Source organism: Corallococcus sp. AB045, assembly GCF_003668895.1.
GTDB lineage: Bacteria > Myxococcota > Myxococcia > Myxococcales > Myxococcaceae > Corallococcus > Corallococcus coralloides.
Window position 1 is genome coordinate 37,463 of sequence record NZ_RAWN01000043.1, and the last position, 19,127, is coordinate 56,589.

The 19,127-nt window shown below is 70.4% G+C and carries 17 protein-coding genes; 8 read left to right on the plus strand and 9 right to left on the minus strand.

What is annotated here, in order from left to right; translation table 11 throughout:
• The first annotated feature begins 70 nt into the window (after positions 1-70).
• Entirely contained in the window at positions 71-1,663 is a 1,593-nt protein-coding gene (locus D7Y21_RS13080) for a S8 family serine peptidase (RefSeq protein WP_120565333.1), read from the plus strand.
• A gap of 4 nt (positions 1,664-1,667) precedes the next feature.
• Here the strand turns inward: D7Y21_RS13080 and D7Y21_RS13085 are convergent, their stop codons facing one another.
• On the minus strand, positions 1,668-3,596 hold the full coding sequence (locus tag D7Y21_RS13085) for an ATP-dependent DNA helicase RecQ (RefSeq protein ID WP_121713477.1): 1,929 nt from the start codon (positions 3,594-3,596) through the stop codon (positions 1,668-1,670).
• A 94-nt stretch (positions 3,597-3,690) separates the two neighbouring features.
• On the opposite strand from D7Y21_RS13085, the gene D7Y21_RS13090 reads away from it, so the two are divergent.
• The 6 genes from D7Y21_RS13090 (at position 3,691) to D7Y21_RS13115 (ending at position 9,973) form a co-directional block, all read left to right on the plus strand.
• Entirely contained in the window at positions 3,691-5,190 is a 1,500-nt protein-coding gene (locus D7Y21_RS13090) for an asparagine synthase C-terminal domain-containing protein (protein WP_121713479.1), read from the plus strand.
• Positions 5,191-6,384 carry a glycosyltransferase gene (locus D7Y21_RS13095; protein ID WP_121713481.1) on the plus strand — a complete coding sequence of 398 codons (1,194 nt, stop codon included), beginning with the start codon at positions 5,191-5,193 and terminating at the stop codon, positions 6,382-6,384.
• A gap of 71 nt (positions 6,385-6,455) precedes the next feature.
• Positions 6,456-7,244, plus strand: coding sequence for an ROK family protein (locus D7Y21_RS13100; protein ID WP_233612080.1), 789 nt, complete (start codon positions 6,456-6,458; stop codon positions 7,242-7,244).
• A 107-nt stretch (positions 7,245-7,351) separates the two neighbouring features.
• Positions 7,352-8,242 carry a S1C family serine protease gene (locus tag D7Y21_RS13105; RefSeq protein ID WP_120565338.1) on the plus strand — a complete coding sequence of 297 codons (891 nt, stop codon included), beginning with the start codon at positions 7,352-7,354 and terminating at the stop codon, positions 8,240-8,242.
• A 12-nt stretch (positions 8,243-8,254) separates the two neighbouring features.
• Complete coding sequence (locus D7Y21_RS13110) at positions 8,255-9,169, plus strand: S1C family serine protease (protein ID WP_120547197.1); 915 nt, start codon at positions 8,255-8,257, stop codon at positions 9,167-9,169.
• A 96-nt stretch (positions 9,170-9,265) separates the two neighbouring features.
• Positions 9,266-9,973 carry a phytanoyl-CoA dioxygenase family protein gene (locus D7Y21_RS13115; RefSeq protein ID WP_121713499.1) on the plus strand — a complete coding sequence of 236 codons (708 nt, stop codon included), beginning with the start codon at positions 9,266-9,268 and terminating at the stop codon, positions 9,971-9,973.
• 3 nt (positions 9,974-9,976) lie between these two features.
• Here the strand turns inward: D7Y21_RS13115 and D7Y21_RS13120 are convergent, their stop codons facing one another.
• Positions 9,977-10,591 (minus strand): hypothetical protein, encoded by a 615-nt coding sequence (locus D7Y21_RS13120; protein ID WP_121713483.1) that lies wholly within the window; start codon positions 10,589-10,591, stop codon positions 9,977-9,979.
• A gap of 133 nt (positions 10,592-10,724) precedes the next feature.
• Positions 10,725-10,961, minus strand: coding sequence for a hypothetical protein (locus tag D7Y21_RS13125; protein WP_120565340.1), 237 nt, complete (start codon positions 10,959-10,961; stop codon positions 10,725-10,727).
• 165 nt (positions 10,962-11,126) lie between these two features.
• Here D7Y21_RS13125 and D7Y21_RS13130 point away from each other — a divergent pair, with 165 nt between their 5' ends.
• Complete coding sequence (locus tag D7Y21_RS13130) at positions 11,127-12,095, plus strand: oxygenase MpaB family protein (RefSeq protein WP_121713485.1); 969 nt, start codon at positions 11,127-11,129, stop codon at positions 12,093-12,095.
• Here the strand turns inward: D7Y21_RS13130 and D7Y21_RS13135 are convergent.
• The 6 genes from D7Y21_RS13135 to D7Y21_RS41770 form a co-directional block, all read right to left on the minus strand.
• Positions 12,071-13,042, minus strand: coding sequence for a nucleotidyl transferase AbiEii/AbiGii toxin family protein (locus D7Y21_RS13135; protein WP_121713487.1), 972 nt, complete (start codon positions 13,040-13,042; stop codon positions 12,071-12,073). The genes D7Y21_RS13130 and D7Y21_RS13135 overlap by 25 nt on opposite strands.
• Positions 13,039-13,653 (minus strand): hypothetical protein, encoded by a 615-nt coding sequence (locus D7Y21_RS13140; RefSeq protein ID WP_233612081.1) that lies wholly within the window; start codon positions 13,651-13,653, stop codon positions 13,039-13,041. The genes D7Y21_RS13135 and D7Y21_RS13140 overlap by 4 nt, the downstream gene beginning before the upstream one ends.
• Before the next feature lie 70 nt (positions 13,654-13,723).
• Positions 13,724-14,311 (minus strand): redoxin domain-containing protein, encoded by a 588-nt coding sequence (locus tag D7Y21_RS13145; protein WP_121713491.1) that lies wholly within the window; start codon positions 14,309-14,311, stop codon positions 13,724-13,726.
• A gap of 64 nt (positions 14,312-14,375) precedes the next feature.
• A complete protein-coding gene (locus tag D7Y21_RS13150; RefSeq protein WP_121713493.1) occupies positions 14,376-16,697 on the minus strand; it encodes a protein-disulfide reductase DsbD in 2,322 nt (773 codons plus the stop codon).
• 165 nt (positions 16,698-16,862) lie between these two features.
• Complete coding sequence (locus D7Y21_RS13155) at positions 16,863-18,209, minus strand: VWA domain-containing protein (protein WP_121713495.1); 1,347 nt, start codon at positions 18,207-18,209, stop codon at positions 16,863-16,865.
• 476 nt (positions 18,210-18,685) lie between these two features.
• Positions 18,686-18,847, minus strand: coding sequence for a hypothetical protein (locus D7Y21_RS41770; protein WP_158619363.1), 162 nt, complete (start codon positions 18,845-18,847; stop codon positions 18,686-18,688).
• Positions 18,848-19,127: the final 280 nt, after the last annotated feature.

Consider the following 19,127-nt stretch of genomic DNA (forward strand, 5'->3'; position numbering starts at 1 on the left):
TCTAACCGACACACCCACCGCCCTGGGGGCCCGTATCCCTCCACGAAGTCCCAGGGGTACAGGTGCGCCCATGGCGCCGCCCGAGCAGTTCGAGTCCTCGAAGCTCCGCACGCTCGACGTCCTCCTCCGTGAGGGCTTCGACCGGGCCACCCTGGAGAAGACCGTGGCCGCGCTCGTAGGGGCGGAGCCATGGATCATCCGCCCGGTGCCGTTCGAGCCCACCGGCCGCTCGTTCGACCTCCTCCCTACCGGCACCGTCGAACCGGCGCAGGCGTGGGAGCTGGCGCGCCGCCTCCAGGCGGACCCGAGCGTGGAGGATGCGGATCCGGCTTTCGAGGCGGTCTACGCGGAACACACCTCCGTCACGGACACTGCGCCCACGCTCCTCAAGGCGCAGAGCGCGGAGCCTGGGCCTGAGACGTTCAACGAGAACGATTGCGATTGGAGCCCGCGCTTCGTGAAGGCGGACGAGGCGTGGAAGCTGTCCGGCGGCGCGAGCCAGGGCGAGGGCATCCTCATCGGCCATCCGGACAGCGGCTACCTGCCCAGCCCCGAGCTGGGACCGAACTTCACGCCAAGGCTTGGCTGGGACTTCATCGACGATGACCCCACGACGGAGAATCCCGGTGGAGGCCATGGGCTCGGCACCGCGAGCGTCATGTCGAGCCCGTACAACGGACCGAGCGTGGACGGACCGGAGCTGTTCGTGAATGGAGTCGCGCCGAAGGCCGAGGTCGTCCCGCTGCGCGTCGCGAAGCCCACGCTCTTCGTCCCCTCGCCCGTGCTGTTCAACGTGGGCGTCGACCGGCTGCGCGACTCCATCGGGTTCGCCATCCAGCGGCGGGTCCATGTCATCAGCATCAGCCTCGGGTGGCTGCCCAACGCGGGACTGCACCGGATCATCCAGCAGGCGGTGCGTGAGAACATCATCGTCATCGCCGCCGCGGGCAACTACACGGGCCCCATCGTCGTCTGGCCGGGCGCGTATGACGAAGTCGTCGCGATGGCCGCGTGCAACGCGAGCGCACAACCCTGGGCCTTCTCCGCCTGGGGCAAGGCGGTCGACGCCACCGGCCCGGGTGAGAACGTCTGGGTGGCGCAGCCTGCCGACAAGGTCGGGCAGAGCAGTGGAACGTCGTATGCGACCGCGACTGTCGCGGGAATCGCCGCGCTCTGGCTGGCGCACCATGGCCGGGACAACCTGCTCGCGAAGTACCAGGGAGGGCCAACGCTCGCGCAGGTCTTCCGCCACGTGCTGCGCGCCACCTGTGACAGCTGGCCTCAAAGCCAGCTCGCGTGGGGCGCCGGCCTCGTCAACGCGAGGGCGTGCCTCGAATCCGCGCTCCCGGACGTGACGGAGCTGGAGTCATTCACCGCGAGGGCGCTCCGCCAGGAGTCCTCGGACACCGTGGCCGCCACCTTCAGCGGCCTCCCGCAAGCCGACGTCCTGAGAGGCCTCGCGACCACGCTTGGGGTCGATGAACAGAAGGCGGTGCGGCTCGACTCGGAATACGGGCGTGAGCTGCGGTTCTGGGCGCTCACCTATTCCCCCTTCCGTCGAGCGCTACAGGAAGGCGCAGGCAGGGACCGGCAGGCGCTCAAGACACGGGCCCAGGCCGCCCTGCCACCCTTCTCACCGAGCCTGCGGGCCGCGATCGGCTGAACGTTCACCGCCCTTCACAGAACGTCAGCACCTGGGCGAACGGCCACTCCGCCAGGGTGCCGAAGAGCTTGTGCCCGGTGAGCTTCGCCTTGGAGAGCGCGGGACTGCTCAGGCCGCAGAGGAACCGGGCCGCCTGCCTGGGATGGCCCAGCGCCTCCGGATGCTTCGCGACGAGCGACCGGAACGTGGCCACGTCCAGCTGTTCGCGCAGGTCCAGCCGTGGATGCGGCGGCGGCAGCACGCGCGCCACGCCCGTGCGGCAGAAGGTGCAGTGGCCGCACGGAGCTTCGCGCTGCTCGCCGAAGTGGGCCACCAGTGCGTTGCTCTGGCAGCCATCGTGCGTGACGAGCCGGAGCACGTCGCGCACCCGCGACACCTCCTGGACCTCTCGCTTCTGGAAGCGCTCCTGCAACAGGGCCACGAGCGCCTTCGTGTCCTCGCGCTCGCGCAGCCGCGTGTAGCGCTGACGCGGCTCCGCCACCTGCACCTCCGCGTAGCCCTGCTCCTGGAAGTAGTCGATTGCCTTCACCACCCGATCTCGCGGCTGGCCCAGCGCCTTCGCGATTTCGGAAGGATCGAACGTGTACCAGGTGCGTCCCTTCTTCGCGTGCGCGAACAACTCCTTCACGAAGCGCGCGCGCTCCCCCTGGAACTTCCCCACGAGCGCTTCCACCGAGCCCGCCGGCTGCACCTTGTAGCCCGCGTAGAACGGCGTGCCCTGGCGCAGCACACCCTCCAGCTCCAGGTACGTCAGCGCCGTGCGCAGCACCAGGGGCCGCAGGTCATGGCGGTTGCCCAGCGCGTACATGTCCAGGTGCAGCTCCGGCCCCGAGGACAACAACTCCTTCACCAGCGCGGTCAGCGCCTCCGGCAGCGGCGTGTCCCCGAGCGCGAAGTTCTCCAGCGTGGGCACGTCGTCCGGGCACGCGAGCAACTCCACGACGGACGGTTTGCCGTCACGGCCCGCGCGGCCGATCTCCTGGCTGTAGCTCTCCAGGCCCTTGGGCAGGTTGTAGTGATACACGGCGCGCACGTCCGCCTTGTCGATGCCCATTCCGAACGCGATGGTCGCCACGACGATGCCCTCCGCGGAGTGGGTCCACGCGTCCTGCACCCGCTCGCGATCCTCGGACTCCAGGCCCGCGTGGTAGGCGCTGGCGGGCAGGCCCTCCGCACTCAAGAGCGCCGCCACGCGCTCCGCGGTCTTCTGCAGCGTGACGTAGACGATGGTGGTGCCGGGTGGGCGCGACTTGAGCCGCTCCACCAGCAGGGCATCGCGCGCCTCCGGCCCCGTGGGCGTGGTCTCCAGCGTGAGGTTGTTCCGGTAGAAGCCGGTGACGACCGCTTGCGACTCCGGGATGCCGAAGCCCTCGCAGATGTCGTGCACCACTTGCGGCGTGGCCGTGGCGGTGAGCGCCAGGATGCGCTCGGCCCGGAGCGTGCGGGCCGCCTGCGCGAGCTTGAGGTAGTCCGGCCGGAAGTTGTGGCCCCACTCGGAGACGCAGTGCGCTTCGTCCACCGCGAAGAGGGAGATGGGGAGTTCACTCAGGAGCCCCATGAAGCGCTCGTTGTTGAAGCGCTCGGGGGCCACGTAGAGGAGCTTCAGCGTTCCGTCTCGCAGGGACTCCGTCACTTCGCGCGACTCCTCCAGCGACAGGGAGGAGTCCAACCGCGCGGCGCGGATGCCCCGCCGCTCCAGCGCGTCGATCTGATCCTTCATCAACGCGATGAGCGGTGACACCACCACCGTGAGCCCTTCGAGCAGCAGCGCGGGGAGCTGGTAGCACAGCGACTTGCCGCCGCCCGTGGGGAACACCGCGAGCGCGGAGCCGTGGGGCTTGAGCAGCTCCGTGAGCACCTCGCGCTGTCCGGGCCGGAAGGACTCCAGCCCGAAGCGCTCCCGCAACACGACGTCCACCGCATCCGTCCTCATGTCCCGCCCTTCCCTGTTCGCGCTGTCCAGGAGGGTTATCGCACCCTCCCTGACTTTCCGCTGACGACTCCCAGCTCCCTATGATGCGGACCGCATGCCGACCCGACCTCCCAAGGTGTCTCCCGCGCGTGGCCTGTCTCCCCGGGCGGTGAGCGACCTGCTGTTCCATGCCCGCGCGTCCAACGCGGACCTGCGGCCAGACACGGAGCCCATCGGCGTGGCGCTGCCGCGAGTCATCCGGGAGGCGGAGGCGCGGGATGAGGAAGGGCTCGCGGCGCGGCTGCTGGCCGCCTGGTCCGACACCGTGCGGGCGCATGTCGAAGCGGGCACGCACGAGGTGAGCCTGAGCGGCGGGGTGGACAGCGCGGCCCTGTGCGCGATGGCCGCGCGGCACGCACCGGGGAAGGTGCGCGCGTGGACGATGGACGTGCACTTCGCGGACGCGGTGGAGCGGAGCAACGCGCGGCGGATGGCGAAGGTGACGGGCGCGGAGCTGGTGGACGTGCTCATTCCTGACACCGTGCTCCCGGACCTGTTCGAGCACGCGGTCCTCGCCAACCAGACGGCCATCCTCAACGCCCGGGCCGTGGCGAGCTACGTGTTCTATCTGGAGGCCCGGCGGCAGGGCGCGGGCCCCGTCCTCCTGAGCGGCGCGGGAGCGGACGAAGTGCTCCAGGGCACCCCGGGCGCGCTCGCCTCCGCGAAGGCCCGCGTGGATGAAGACCGGACGCTGGCCGTGCGGGCCCTGGGCTTCGAAGCCATGGCGGCTGTGGACAACTTGCGGGCGCCGTTCCCAGCCGGCTCGCGCGATCATGAAGAGCCCCCCGGAGCGGCACGGGGGGCTGTGGACAACTCGGGGAGGCCCCTGGATGAGGCTCCGCACGGCGATCAGGAATCAAAGCCATCCACGGGGCATTTCCCCTCTGGAAACGACGGTTCCGATCAAGCCGTGGGACGCCGTGAGGACTCCACACCTGTGGACAACTTGAGGACTGTTTCCGAGCGCCGGAACAGCGATCACGCCCCGCGCGGTCCCCCTGTGGACAACCTGGGGACCGTGCTCGCCTCGCTGCCCGCGCCGTGGGAGCTGCCGCAGGAGGATGCGCTCCCGTCCGAGGAGCTGCGGTACGCGAAGTGGGTGCTGGCCGAACTCATCCTCCCGCCCGAGCTGCGAGGCGCCCGGGCCCATGGGCTCACGGTCCGCACGCCGTACCTGGATGAAGGCTTCGCGCGGGTGGCGCTGGCCCTGCCGGAGTCCGTGCTGCAAAGGGATGGGTTCGGCAAGTGGCTGTTCCGGCACGCAGTGCGGTCGCTGGTGCCGGACGAGGTCCGCCTCGCGCGCAAGACGCCCCGGTATGGGCACACCGCCCTCTCCAGTCCCGTGCGGTCACGCTGGCTGGAGCTGTATCGCGCCTGGCTCTCCCCTTCGCGGCTGGACTCCCTCCAGGTCATCAACACGCAAGGGGTGCTGGGATTGATGGAGCGCTACTTCCGCCTGCCGCCCGACGACGCACAGGCCGGACCGATGGATCGGTTGTTGATGCGCCTCATGTCCCTGGCCATGCTCCAGGCCCACACCAAGGCGCCCCCCTGAATGTCCCGAGTCCTCATCGCCACGTCTCCCGAGAAGGGCCACCTCAACCCGATGGTCGGCGTGGCCCAATGGCTGCGCCGCCTGGGGCACACCGTCGGATGGCTGTGCATCCCCGAACCCGCGCCGCAGCTCGAGTCCCTGGGCGTGGAGGTGCTGCGCCTGCCGCACGCCGAAGCCACGCCGCCGGGCATCGAGACGGGAGGCGAAGCGCTGGCGAAGCTGGTGCTCGATGACGTGGCGCTGGGAAGGTGGATCCGGGGATTGTTGCTGGACGCGGCTCCCGCGCTCCTGGAGCCCGTGCGCGAAGTGGTGCGCGCCTTCCGGCCCGACGTGATGGCGCTGGACGGGATGCAGTACGCGGCGGTGCTCGCGGCGCACACGGAGGGCATTCCCTGGGCGGGCGTGTCCTCCGCGCTCACGCTGTTGGAGCCAAGGCCGGAGATTCCCCTGCTGCGCAACGTGCGGGCGCTGAAGGACGACCGTCAGGCCCTGTTCCGCCGTCACGGCTTCGACGCGCGCTTCCGCACCTGCGAGTGCCTGTCGCCCCGGCTCAACGTCATCTTCGCCACCGAGGCCTTCCTGGGCCCGGACGCGGGAGTGCCCCCGGACACGCTGCTGGTGGGGCCCTCCATTCCGCCGGAGGCCCGGGGTGACGAGGTGCCCTTCCCCTGGGAGCGCCTGGGCGAAAAGCCGGTGCTGTACGTGTCCTTCGGCAGTCAGATTTCGTATCAGCCAGAGCTGTTCCGCCTCATCGCGGAGGCCGCGAAGCCCTTCAACGTGACGCTGGTGTTGTGCGCGGGCGAGCTGGCGGACACGGACTTCCCGAGCACGCTGCCCGGTGACGTGGTGGCGGTGCGCTACACGCCGCAGCGGCAGGTGCTGGAGCGCGCGGCGGCGTTCATCTCCCACGGCGGCGCCAACTCCGTGATGGAGGCGATGACGGCGGGAGTGCCGATGCTGCTGCTCCCGGTGTGCAACGACCAGCCCGTGCAGGCGCACTTCCTGGAGAAGGCCGGAGCGGGGCTCGCGAGGGACCCGAGGACCCTCACGATGGAGTCGTGCCGCGAGGCCATCGCGCAACTGCTCGCACCGGAGTCGCCGATGCGCGACCGCGTGGCGGAGATCTCCCGCTCCTACCGCGCGCACGATGGCGCGAGGACCGCGGCTGAACGCATCGCAGGGCTGGTGACGTGAGCGCCGCCAGGTGGAGTCCTCGCCGGCATCGCCCTGAGGGGATCACACCACTGGAGGTGTGGAACCTGCCCGTGTTCGGCCGTGAGCTGTGGGAGCTGTTGGGTTCCCCGTGGGTGGAGGACGACCGGCGCGCGGGAGTTCCCGGAGCCACGCTCTCGGCCCGCATGATGCTTCCGCTGGCGGAGGCGCTCGCGTTGCTGGTGAAGAAGCACGCGCCGGATGCGGCGTACCTGAGTGGAGGTCTGGCGGAGCTGGACGGCTTTCCCGCCGCATTGAGGGATGCCACGGCGTCGCTGCGCTGCCCGGTGCACATCGCGCTGTCACCGCGCTTCGCTCCTGTGCGCGCGGGGCTGCGCATGCTGGAAGCCAGTGGTGCGCGAAGCCCACTCTGCGTGGACGTGGGCCAGACGAGCATCAAGCTCGCGCGTGCCGGCGCCACGCGCGTCGTTGAACGGAACCTCTCCACCCTGCCCCCGCTGTTCATCGGCCAGCCGCGTCCGGCGGACGGCCACCACATCCGGGACACGGTGGCATTCATCGCGGGAGCGCTGCGGACGTTCCTCGCGGAGGACAGCCGCGAGCCTCCGGACGCGCTGTGTCTGGCATTGCCGTGTCCGCTGGATGAGGCCCTGATGCCCGGAGGCTGCACCTACGGCTTCGAGGGCACGGCCTCCCTGGTCCCGGACATCCTCGCCCACGCGGGCCTGCCGGACACGGGAGGCCCGGTGCTCGTGCTCAACGACGCGGAGCTGGCGGCCGAATCCGCGCGACGGGCCCCCCAGGTGAAGGGACGCCGCGTGCTGTGCCTGTCCCTGGGCTTCGGTCCGGGTGGAGCCCTGCTCGAAAAGCCGGGGTCCTGACCGGAAGGAGAGGCTTCCTGCCCGAACGGGTAGGTCACCGTCCTGCCCGGTCCGCCGATGTGGCGCGATTTCGAGCCCTTTAGTTTCAGGCTCGAAAGGAACACGCCATGTCCACCGACGCCCTCCAGTCCCTCTCGCAGTCCATCTCCACTGTCGTCGAGCGCATCGCTCCCTCCCTCGTCCGTGTCGAGGCCCGCCGTCGCCGGGGCGCCAGCGGCATCGTCTGGGATGCCGACGGTCACATCCTCACCACCAGCCACGCGGTCGAACACGAGGGCTCCATCCAGGTGGGCCTCGCGGACGGCCGCTCGGTGTCCGCCGAGCTCGTCGGTCGCGACCCGAGCACCGACCTCGCGCTCCTCAAGGCCGACGCCCGTGGACTTACCGCGCTCGCGCCCGCGCCGCTCGATGACGTGAAGGTGGGCAACATCGTCCTGGCCATCGGCCGGCCGGGGCGCACGGCGCGGGCCACGCTGGGCATCGTCAGCGCGTTCGGCGGCGACTGGCGCACGCACGCGGGCGGACAGGTGGACCGCTACCTGGAGACCGACGCGGACCTGCCTCCGGGCTTCTCCGGCGGCGCGCTGGTGGACGCGCAGGGCCGCTTCCTGGGCATCCCCACGGCGGCCTTCTCCCGCACCGCCGCGGTCGTGCTCCCCGGCGGCACGCTGACACGCGTGGCGAACTCCCTGCGCGAGCACGGAGGCATCCGCCGCGGATACCTGGGCGTGGGCGCCTACCCGGTGCGCCTGCCGCGTGAAATCGAAGGCACGAAGGCGGGCCTCATCCTGCTGTCCGTGGATCCGGAGGGGCCCGCACAGAAGGCCGGGCTGCTGATGGGCGACGTGCTGGTGAGCCTGGGCGGCCAGTCGCTGCACGGCGTGGAGGACCTGCTGGGCTACCTGGGCGACGAGAAGGTGGGCACGTCCGTCCCGGCGAAGGTGTTGCGCGCGGGCGAGCTGCGCGAGGTGCCCATCACCGTGGGCAAGCGTTCTTGAAAGGAGCCGGCGATGAAACTGTTGCAGCAACTCTCGGATGACCTGGAAGGACTCGTGGCCGGCGCGGCTCCGGCGGTGGTGGGCGTGGAGCACGCGCGCGGCCACGGCACCGGCCTGTTCCTCACGCCGGACGGCTACGTGCTCACCAACCGGCACGTGGTGATGCGCACGCCCAAGCGCCTCACCGTGCAGCTCCACAACGGCGAGGAGCGCCGGGCCACGCTGGTGGGCGGGGATGCCCCCACGGACCTCGCTGTGGTGCGCGCGGAAGGCGATGACTTCCCCACGCTGCCGCTCGCGGATCCGGAGACGGTGCGGGTGGGGCAGTTGGTGATGGCCATTGGCAATCCCTTCCGCCTGGAGCAGTCGGTGTCGCTGGGTGTGGTGAGCGCCATCAACCGCTCCATCACGCTGCCCGACGGCGTCATCCTGGAGGGGATGCTCCAGACGGACGCGGCCATCAACCCGGGCAACTCCGGCGGGCCGTTGCTCGACACGCGAGGGCGCGTGGTGGGGCTCAACACGCTGGTGCTGCCGTTCGCGCAGGGGATTGGTTTCGCGGTGAGCGCCACCACGGCGGCCTGGGTCGCGAGCCTGCTCATCCAGCGCGGCCGGGTGGACCGGAAGTTCCTGGGCATCGCCGCCACGGCGGTGAACCTGGAGCCCGCGCTCGCGAAGGACACCGGCCAGCCGCGAGCCGTGCGCGTGTTGAAGGTGCAGGAGGGCACGCCCGCGGACGACGCCGGTCTCCAGCCGGACGACCTGCTGCTCGGCATCAACAGCCGGCCGGTCAACAGCGTGGACGACCTGCAACGGCTGATGGCGCTCGCCTCCGAGGAAGAGGTGCACCTGGACGTGCTGCGCAAGGGCCGCCGCAAGGACGTCTCCGCCCGGGCCCGCCACCGCCGCGAGCCGGTGGCGGCCTGAGCCTTCCGGGCTCCGGTTCCACCGGGCGGGTATGCCGCGTGGAACCGTGCGCCCGTTATGCTGCGCTCCACGATGTCCTCAGCGAGGGCGCACGACATGGCTTCGGAGGAACTGGCCACGCGCATCGAGCGCCAGGGCTTCGCCATCCTCCCGCACGGCATCACGCCCGCCACCGCGGATGCGCTGCTCCAGGCCCTGCGTCCCGTGAATGAAGAAGCCGCGACCTCCCGGCGGCGAGGCGGCGTGCGAAACCTGCTGGAGAACGTGCCCGCCGTCCGTGAACTGGCCCGCTCAGGTCCGGTGCGCGAAGCCGCGGAGTCCGTCCTGGGCCCGCACTGCTTCGCGGTGCGAGGCCTGCTGTTCGACAAGACGCCGGACGCGAACTGGAAGGTCATCTGGCACCAGGACCTCACCGTCGCCGTGCGCGAGCGCCGCGACGTGCCCGGCTTCGGTCCCTGGTCGGAGAAGGCCGGTGTGCCCTGCGTGCAGCCCCCCACGTCCGTCCTGGAGGACATGGTCGCGGTGCGCGTCCACCTGGACGACTGCGGAGAGGACAACGGCCCCGTGCGCGTGCTCGCGGGCTCACACCGTGAAGGCCGTCTGTCCTCTTCGAGCATCCCAGGCCGGCTCGAACGAACTCCCCCCGTGGACTGCCTCGTGCCCCTCTGCGGCCTGCTGGTGATGCGGCCCCTGCTGCTGCACGCCTCGTCACCGGCACGCGTCCCCGCGCACCGTCGGGTCATCCACCTGGAGTTCGCGGCACGGCCCCTGCCCGGCGGGCTCGAATGGCACGCGCGCGTCTGAGGCTCACGGCCACGTCAGCATCAAGCCCACCCCGTCCGGCGCGGGCACCAGGCGCGCCGTGAGTTCCCCGTTCAGCTTCGCGTTGAGGAACGTCAGCACGCCGTCGAACACCAACAGGAACGCGCCCTGCACGAGCACGCTCTTGCCCCAGCCCCGCAGGCGCTCCGAGTCCTTGCGCAGCCCGCGCTCCCACAGAAACCCGCCGAAGGCGATGTAGCCCACGTCCAGGCCCGCGTTGAAGAGCAGCAACTTCTCCATCCGCTGCCCTTCGGACAGGCTGCGCGCCAGGTCCCACGAGGCCGGATCCGCCGTCGCCTGTCCGTGATACCCGAGCCCCGCGATGACCAGGTTCACCACGTTCCAGGCCGCGTTCGCCTGGAAGAAGGCCCGCGTCTCGCCCTCGCTCGCGAAGTGCCCGGCGACGCCCGTACCGATGTTCAGCACCGCCCAACCGAACAGGATGCCCATCGCGGTCTGGTTCACGCGCACCGCTTCCGCGTTGTGCTCCGCGAGCCATGTCTGCGCATCCGGGGCAGGTGTCTCCTGCGCCACCCCTGGCATCGCGAAGAACAACAGCATCAGGACGCAGCAGGAACGCACGAGGCGGGCGGAGGCCATGTCGGCACTCTAGGCCCCAGGCCTCCAGGCCGTGCACCTCCCGCCCGGTGCGGTCTCAAAACCTGTCCGACTGTCGGACAGGTTTCCGCGGCTCGGCTCCCCGGCGCCCTCGCCCACCGCGAGACGGGTAACGCTACCGTTCGCCGTCGTCGCTGAGCGGCGGCGCTTCCCTCGCGGGCTCCGTGCCCTTCTGCGCGCCGTAGCCGCCAATGCCTTTCTGGAGGATGCGGTCCTCGCCCACGTCCTCGTCCGTCACGTCGCCCCGTTCGGTGCCCGGGCGCTGGTGCCTGGCTTCACGCTCCAGTTCCTCCGCGCTGTGGGTATCCGTACGCTCGGGCCCCTTCACCGGCGGCCCCTTGTTGCTGGCCATGTTCGCGTCTCCTGTCTGGATGTCCTGCCCTCCAGGACAAGGTCCGGCGCGTCCCATCCTCCGACAAGGCCACTGCATGCGACACACGGGCCGGCGGGGGCACGGCGTGCCGTCACGAAGCGAGATAGCATCGCCAATCGCCTTGCTTCCCGGAGCCGTCCCGCCATGACCCACTCGGCCGACGCTGTCCCCTCCAGCTGTCCCTTCAGCGGCGCGGGAAAGCCATCCGCCGCTCGCGTGCCCGGCCCCGTCTACCGGAAGCCGTTCTGGCGAGCGCGTCTGCCCGAAGTGAGCCGGGAGATCGCCTCCCTGGACGCACTGCGTGACTGCCAGCGCATCGTGCACCTGCTGACCAACTACGAGTTCCCCTTCGACATCGTGCGGTCCACGGAGATCGCCCTCTTCCACACGTACGGCAGCCGCTCCGTCTCACGCCTCCTGGACCGCACGGGTGAGTTCAACAAGCGAGGCCAGAAGCGCTACGACGACACGCGGCTGCTCATCGCGCGGTTCATGGAGTGCGGCTGGGAGGGCGAGGATGGACGCCGCTCGCTGGAGCAGATGAACCACATCCATTCCTTCTTCCGCATCCCGAACGAGGACTTCCTCTTCGTGCTGTGGACGTTCATCGACTTCCCCATCCAGTGGATGCAGGAGTTCGGCTGGCGCCCGTTCACCCAGCACGAGCAAGAGGCCTGGTTCCATTACTGGTGCGAAATCGGCCGCCGCATGGGCCTGAAGGACATCCCCGAGGACAAGCCCGCTTACGACGCCTTCATCCGCGACTACGAGGCGCGCGAGTTCGTCCCCGACGAGGCCAGCCACCGCGTGGCCCAGTCCACCGTGGACATCCTCGCCGGCTGGGTGCCGCGCCCGCTGCGTCCACTGGTCGCGCCCATCAGCCTCAGCCTGGTGCCGCCGCGCCTGCTGCCCGCCATCCAGTTCGAATCCCCACCCGCCTGGGTGGGCGGGCTGGTCCGAGGCGCCCTCAAGCTGCGCAAGCGCGTCAAACGCCACGTCTCCCTGGAGCGCTACCCGTCGACCCTGGAGACGACGCTCAACCGCACCTACCCCGGCAACACCTACCGCATCGAAGGCCTGGGCCCGGACTACGCCCACCGCGGCGCGGAATGAAACCGGGTGAGCCAGGCACAGAGGGCCGCCACGGCTTCATCCAGCGTCTGACGCGGCCCCCAGAACATCGGGGCAATCGCCTCGAAGGCGGCTTGGATGGCCGCGGTGCCGTCACCCTCTGGGAGGAAGTGCCGAGCATGACCGGAAGGAGGCGTCGCGATCTGCTTCTGCCGGATCATCTCCTCGGCCAGCGCACGGACGTCTGGGTAGTCAGCAAGAGGCGGTAGCGCATCCTCGGCGGCGATGATCCGTGCCGCATCCTCGTAGTGGCGCACGAAGGTGGCAGGCTCCAGCGGCTCCTTCTGGAGCCGGCGCTGGATGGCATCCACCTTTTCCAACAGCGTGACCAAGGGATGAACGCACCGCACGGCCCTGGGGCGGTTGTCCTTGAAGTCCGCCAACTGATGCTGGGCCTCAAGCTCTTCGTGGACGAATGACGCCATGTCGCGCCGGACAAAGGGCGTCACCCGCGCATTGCCAACTTCCAGGAGGACGAAGGGACGCAGGATTCCCACCATGCCGCCCAGGTGCTGCGCCGGATACAGGATGCGCACGCTGGCAGAGCGCCAGTACCGATCCGCTCCGTCGATATCCAGCTCCGTCCGTGCCCCGGGAACCTGGATGCGCTCGGACAAGGCCTCGAAGTACGCCCGGCGGGCCTTCGTCGCTCCTGCTCCGGTGCGGCTCCAATCCGTCACCTGGGGAAGCTCGACCGACCCTGCCTCCAGCTTGAGGTCCAGGTCTTCCGAGAACCGCTGGATGAGCGAGAAGCCCTTCGAGAGCGACGTGCCGCCTTTGAACCAGACATCAAAGCCCGCGTCATGAAGGGCCCATAGCGTATGGGTGACCCAGTAGTCCTTCTCTGTGAGGCCCAGGGAGAGCCGCCTTTTGTCGGCGACGATTCGCAGCAGTTGATCGAATTCGGGGTCGTCGTGGATGAAGGTCATGCAGAGGCAGAGCGGATCGCTTCGTGGATCCACTCACGCGTGCTCTGCCTACCAAACCGGTCAGACATCTCCCCGAGCCGCCGGGCATCGAACGCGCCTCGCTTCAGTGCGCGCATCAATGCACGCGTCAACCCAGCGGGCGTGACGCCGGCACTCCCGGCGTTTTCGAAGAGATCCACCACGAACCATTCCAGCGTCGGGGGTTGGGGGAAGGCGACCCGCCGCAGCTCGAAGGTCCTGCCCCCCAACTCGAAGCGACCCGAGCGCTTCGTGTTGTAGACGAGCGCCGAAGCGAAGACCGCCGTGGCCCCCAACCCGAGCGCGTTCCATCGGTCAGGCCCGGTGAAGACGAACGGGCTGCCCTCCAGGAACGCCTTCATGATCGCTTCATCGGACGGGGCCACCACGCCGAAGCGTCCCCGCTTCGGACAGGCGTAGAGCCCATGCGCCAGGGGAATCAGCACGCCCTCGTCCACCAATCGCCGGGCCAGCCGAGGCGCATTCGCGCCCCACGTGGCCAGCTCCTTCGTCCGATAGACGCGGCCCGGCTCCAGCACGGGATGGACGGCGGCGGGCATGGTGGTACGAAATTTCCCGAAGAAAAAGGACAACGTCAACTTCGAAAAAGCCCGCGTCCCCTCGCAGGGACACGGGCCTTCAAACCTCACGACGGACAGCGGCTCAGCTCTTGTACTTCACGGAGCAGCCGTACGGCTCGGAGGTCGGGGTCGCCACCTGCTTGCCGTTGAGGAGCGCGTCCACCGCCGTCTGCACGTAGTTCACCTTGGTGGCTTCCTTGCCGCGCGGGTCGTTGTCGATGGCGCCCGCGTAGCGGACCACGCCCTCACCGTCGATGACGTACATGTGCGGCGTCGTCTTCGCCGCGTAGCTCTTGCCCACCGCTCCGTCCGTGTCCAGTAGCACCGCCTGGCTGAAGCCCTCCTTCTTCTTCCAGTCCGCGGCGCTCTTCGCGTTGTGCGTGGAGGACGAGTCCACCGTCAGCCACACCACTTTCTTCGCGTCGAAGCCCTTCTGCGTGTTCTGCATCGTCTTGGCCTCGTAGTGCCGCTTCACGAACGGGCACTCCGGGTTCGTCCACTCGAGCACCACCACCTTGCCCTTGTACTCGGACAGCGAGTGGGCCTTGCCCGCCTCGTCCTTCAGCGTGAACGCCGGAGCGGGCTTGCCCACCTCCGCGGTGTCAGCCGCGAAGACAGGAGCGGAAACGAAAGCCGCGGTGAGAGCGAGAGCCTTGAAGACCTGCTTCATGACGGAACCTCCAATGAGTTGAACGCCGCGCAACGAACAGCCCTGCCGCCACTTCACTCCCGGCTCAAGGCCGGGCACACACCACCGAGCCACCCTTCAGCGGCGACCCACACTCCGCCGCGCGCTGCACCGCCTGGATGACGCTGTCCGCGGTGAGCAACTCGTTGAGCACCTCCGGCTTGTCCGGCGCGCCCGGGCTCAGCACCAGGTACATGGGCACGCCCGCGCGGCCATGCTCCGCCAGCTTCGTGGTGATGCGCGCGTCCCGCCGCGTCCAGTCCGCCACGAAGAACGCCACGTTGTGCTTCAGGAACGCCTGCCGCACATCGTCGCGCGACAGCACGGTGCGCTCGTTGAACTTGCACGTGAGGCACCAGTCCGCCGTGAAGTCCACGAACACCGGCTGCCCCGCCGCCAGCGCCGCCGTCACCGCCGCCTCGTCCCACGCCTGCGCGCCACCGTGAGACGCCACCGCCGCGCCGCGCGTCTCCACGGACGCCTGCGCCTCCTCGAAGCGCAGCGCCACCGCGCCCGCGCCCACCAGCACGAGCACCGCCAGCGCCACCGTCACGCCCCGGCGCCCACCCTCCAGACCCTGCGACTGGCCGTACAGCCACGTGACCAGGCCCACCGCGATGAGGAACGCCAACAGCCGCGCCATGCCGTCCACGCCGGCCAGCCCGCCCATCACCCACACCAGCCACACCGTCGTGCCCAAGAGCGCGAAGCCCAGGACCTGCTTGCCGCGCTCCATCCACATGCCCGGCTTGGGCAGCCGCTTCGCCAGCCCCGGCACCAGCACCAGCAGGCAGAAGGGCAATGCCAGACCCAACCCCAGCGCCATGAACACCGCCACCACCGTAGCCGGGCCCGCCGCGAACGCGAAGCCCACCGCCGTGCCCAACAGCGGCGCCGAACACGGCGTCGCCAGCACCACCGCGAGCACACCCTCGCCCGCGCTGCGCATCAGGCCGTGGCTCTGGTCCACCTTGCCCGCGAGCGCCGTGCCGTCCGCGCCCAGCGTGTAGACACCGAAGAGGTTGAGCGCGAACGCCACCAGCACCGCGCTCACACCCGCGACGAACAGCGGCTCCTGGAACTGGAAGCCCCAGCCCACGCTGGCACCGCCCGCGCGCACCGCCAGCACCGCGCCCGCGAGCAGCAGCATCGTCGCCAGGATGCCGCCCGCGTACGCCGCCGCGTGCGGCGCCACCTTGCCCTTCTCCTCCTGCACCATCCGCGTGAAGCCGTACGCCTTGAGCGCCAGCACCGGGAACACGCACGGCATCAGGTTGAGCAGCGCGCCGCCCAGGAACGCGAACAGCAGCGCGACGCCCAGCCCCAGCGGGGACTCGCCCGACGCCACCGGCGCCGCCGCCGCGGGCTGCACCTTGCCCACCGCGTCCTTCACCGACGGAACCTTCAGGGGCGCGGGGCCCGCCGCCGCGCCGGCCGCCGCCACCATCGGCGCGAGCGCCGTGTCCACGTCCACCGCCGTGAAGCCCGTGGCCTTCGTGCCCAGGCGCAGCGCGCCCGTGAGCCGGGGCTCGCCCTTCGGCACCACCGACGACGCCTGGCCCTCCAGCGCGAATGTCCCCGGCGCCGTCTGCTTCAGCTTCACAGTGTCCACACCCAGGATGCGGCCGGGCACGAAGAAGTCACCCTCCACGTCACCCGCGAACGGCTTGCCGTCCGCCGCCGTCACCGTGAGCTTGCCGGTGAACGGCTTGCCCGCCGTCAGCGTCGTGCCGTCCAGCGCCAGGGCCACGCGCGGCGCGCCTTGCGCATCCACCGGCGCCGGCACCTGGGCCTGCGCGGCGTCGAACTGCGTCGCGAACTCCGGATCCGTCACCGTCTCCGGCCCCACCGGCAGCGTGCGCGTCAGCACCAGCTGCGCGGGGATGCAGTGCACCTTGCACGCGAGCGCGTCCACCGCCGCCGACACGTTCAGCGTGCCCGAGGCGTTCTGCGCCACATGCGCGGGCGCGAACAGCAGCACCTCGTCGTGGTAGCCGTGCGTGGTGATGAAGCCGTCCGGCGTGCGGAACGTGCTGGGGAAGGGCCAGCGCAGCTCGCCCACCGTGACGCCCGGGATGTCCCACGACACATCCGTGGCCAGGCCGGAGTCGCCCGGGTTCTTCCAGTAGACGTGCCACTCCGGGTCCATCCTGAGGCGCACGCCCACGCGGAAGTCGCCGCCCGCCTTCACCTGCGTGGCGTCCAGGAGCAGCGCACCCTCCAGGCGAGGGTCACCCTCGTCCGGCGCGGTGCTGCCCACGGCGGTCGGCGGCAGCGCGGCCTGGGCCCACGTCGCCAACAGCAACGCGCCCACCACGCCCAGCCCACCGAGCCGGCTTCCAGACCTCTTGCTCCACGGATGCGTCATTCGACTCCCGTTAATCCACCTGGAAACGCCGTGCTACCTGGGATGCGTCCCCACAGGATGCACTCAACCTTCCGGGCAGCCGGGCATTCCGCATGCCCGCACGCCCGGCGTCAGGGGCCACCCGGGCCTCCGCGCCTTCCCCGTACGCTCAAGGACTCCGGGCGGTTACGGCTCGGTGTTGCCCGTCTTCCAGGGCAGCAGCGCCGCGCCGTCCAGCGTGCCCGCCGGGGGCGCACCGCCGTTCGCCTTCGCGGGCAGGGCCGGCCTCGGAGGCGGACCCACATTCACCGCGGCCGGGAGCGCCGGCCCGATGCGGCTCATGGTGATGCGCGACACCTCCGACTGCGCCCGGCGCACTCCCAGGGCGGACGGCTGGGCCGCCCGGCGCTCCACCGCTCGGCGCAGGTCCGCCAGCCGGTCCACGTGCCGCTGCGCGGGGACCTCCGCGGAGCCCAGGCGGGCCAGCTTGTAGAGCCCCTTGTCCGCGCCCTCGAGCGCCCGCTCGGCCGCGTCCTGCTGACGGCGGGAGAGCGCCTTCCAGGCGGCGGCCTCGTGGGAGACCAGCTCCAGCTCCGCGGACACCGCGCGCACGAAGCGGCCCTCGTCGCTCTCCGGCAACAGGCGCGTCACCGGCACGGACAGCCGCCGGGTGTCGCCGTGCTCCGTGTACGAAGCGGTGACGGTGAGGTTCCAGTCGCCCTTCTCCAGCCCGCCCGCGAAGAGGACGCGGCGCGGGAACGCGTGCGACACCGCCCCCAGCGCGGCGCTCATCGCGTCCCCCTCCACGCGCGACGGGTAGCGGTGACGGCAGCGCAGCTCCGCGAAGCCCGTGGGCAGCACGTACACGCGCGCGTCCGCCACCACCTCGCCGAACAGCTCCGCGCCCAGCGCGCCCACCGCCAGCGGCAGCCCCTCCGCGTCGTCCACGTGCGTGAAGCCCGTGCCGGACGGACCGGTGAGGGCCTCCAGAATCTCTGGCAGGTAGTGCTTGCCCAGCCCCAGCGCGTGCAGCGCCACGCCGGAGTCGTGCACCCGCTGGCCCAGCACCTTGAACTCGCCCAGCGCGGTGGGCCCCACGGAGGGCTCGCCGTCCGTGAGCATCAGCAGCTGCGGCCGGGCGCCCGGCACCAGCACGCGCCGCACGGCCTCCGCGCCGTTCTCCACGGCCTCGTGCAGCGCGGTGCCTTCACCCGAGTCCAGGCGGGACAGCGTCTTCAGGAAGGCCGACTTCGCGCCCGGCTCCATGGCGCGCACGGGCAGCACCTGCTCCGCGTCCGCGTCGAAGGTGAGCAGGCCCACGTAGTCCTTGGGCCCCGCCCGCTCCACCAGCGCGCGCGCCGCCTCCACCGCCGCCGCCAGCGGCGCGCCCCGCATGGACGCGCTGCGGTCGATGACCAGGTTCACCGCCACCGGGGCCCGAGGCGTCTCCGCTTCGGCCTCCAGGGTCACCAGCAGCAGCACTTCGCGGCCGCCCTCCGCGTCGCGCTCCACTGCCCAGGCCGTCTGCTTCATCCGCACTCCCGCATGGTGGGTGGGCCCATCCTGCTCTTCGCGATTGCCGTCGCGACGACCCCCTGGCCCCGGACGCCCCTGCACGGGCCCGCGTCCGCCCGGAAGTCCTGTCGCTGGTTCCCGGAGGATGTCGGGTTTCCGGTCGTGAAAGCAACGTGTCCGGCCCGACCAACCCCTGGCCTCCGGAGCACCGGCGATCACCCACCCGGCGCGTCTCGGGACGCCCTGCGTCACCTACAAACGCGCGGAGTTCGGCAGATTCGTTCAGCGCTTTACGGATTTACTTTTGGCGGTCCGACACCGGTCATTCCGGGGACCCCGCCGCGGGGCTCGACCCGGCCTTGGGCGGGGAGCGTCACGGCGTCCAGCGCACTGCATCAGCGTCCGGGAGTGCCAGTCCCGCGAACCTGTCCGACAGTCCGACAGGTTCGACAACGAAGGCCCCCGCGCAGGCCACGGGCCGCGGGGGCAGGGCGTCACTCCGCCACGTGCCAGCCGCCCCAGGCCTCTTCATCCAGATGGGCCCAGCGCCGGTCATCCGTGGAGTCCAGCGGAACCGAACGGCCGTGTTCACCCGTCGCGGACAGCTCCAGGTCGTCCAACCCCTCGTCCAGGTACGTGCTCTCGTCGTGGCTCATGTCCGGCTCCTCGGCGCTCCATTCACGGGGTGTACGGCCTGTGACGGCTCGCGTCCCCTTGGACGCCCTGCGTCGGTCACCGGGCCCGCCCCATGCGGGTCCCTTTACAAGCGCTTCTTGACCGATTTACGAACATGTTGGGAGTCCGCCCAGATTTTGTAAAGCCCTCGGGACAGCAAAGTTCGTGGAGCGTCCGGCGAACCACGCCCGGCCGCCTGCCTTCCAGCACGCCAGGCGTGGTGGTTTCGCGCACGGCAGGTCCTGGGGCGGAGGGTGGGTG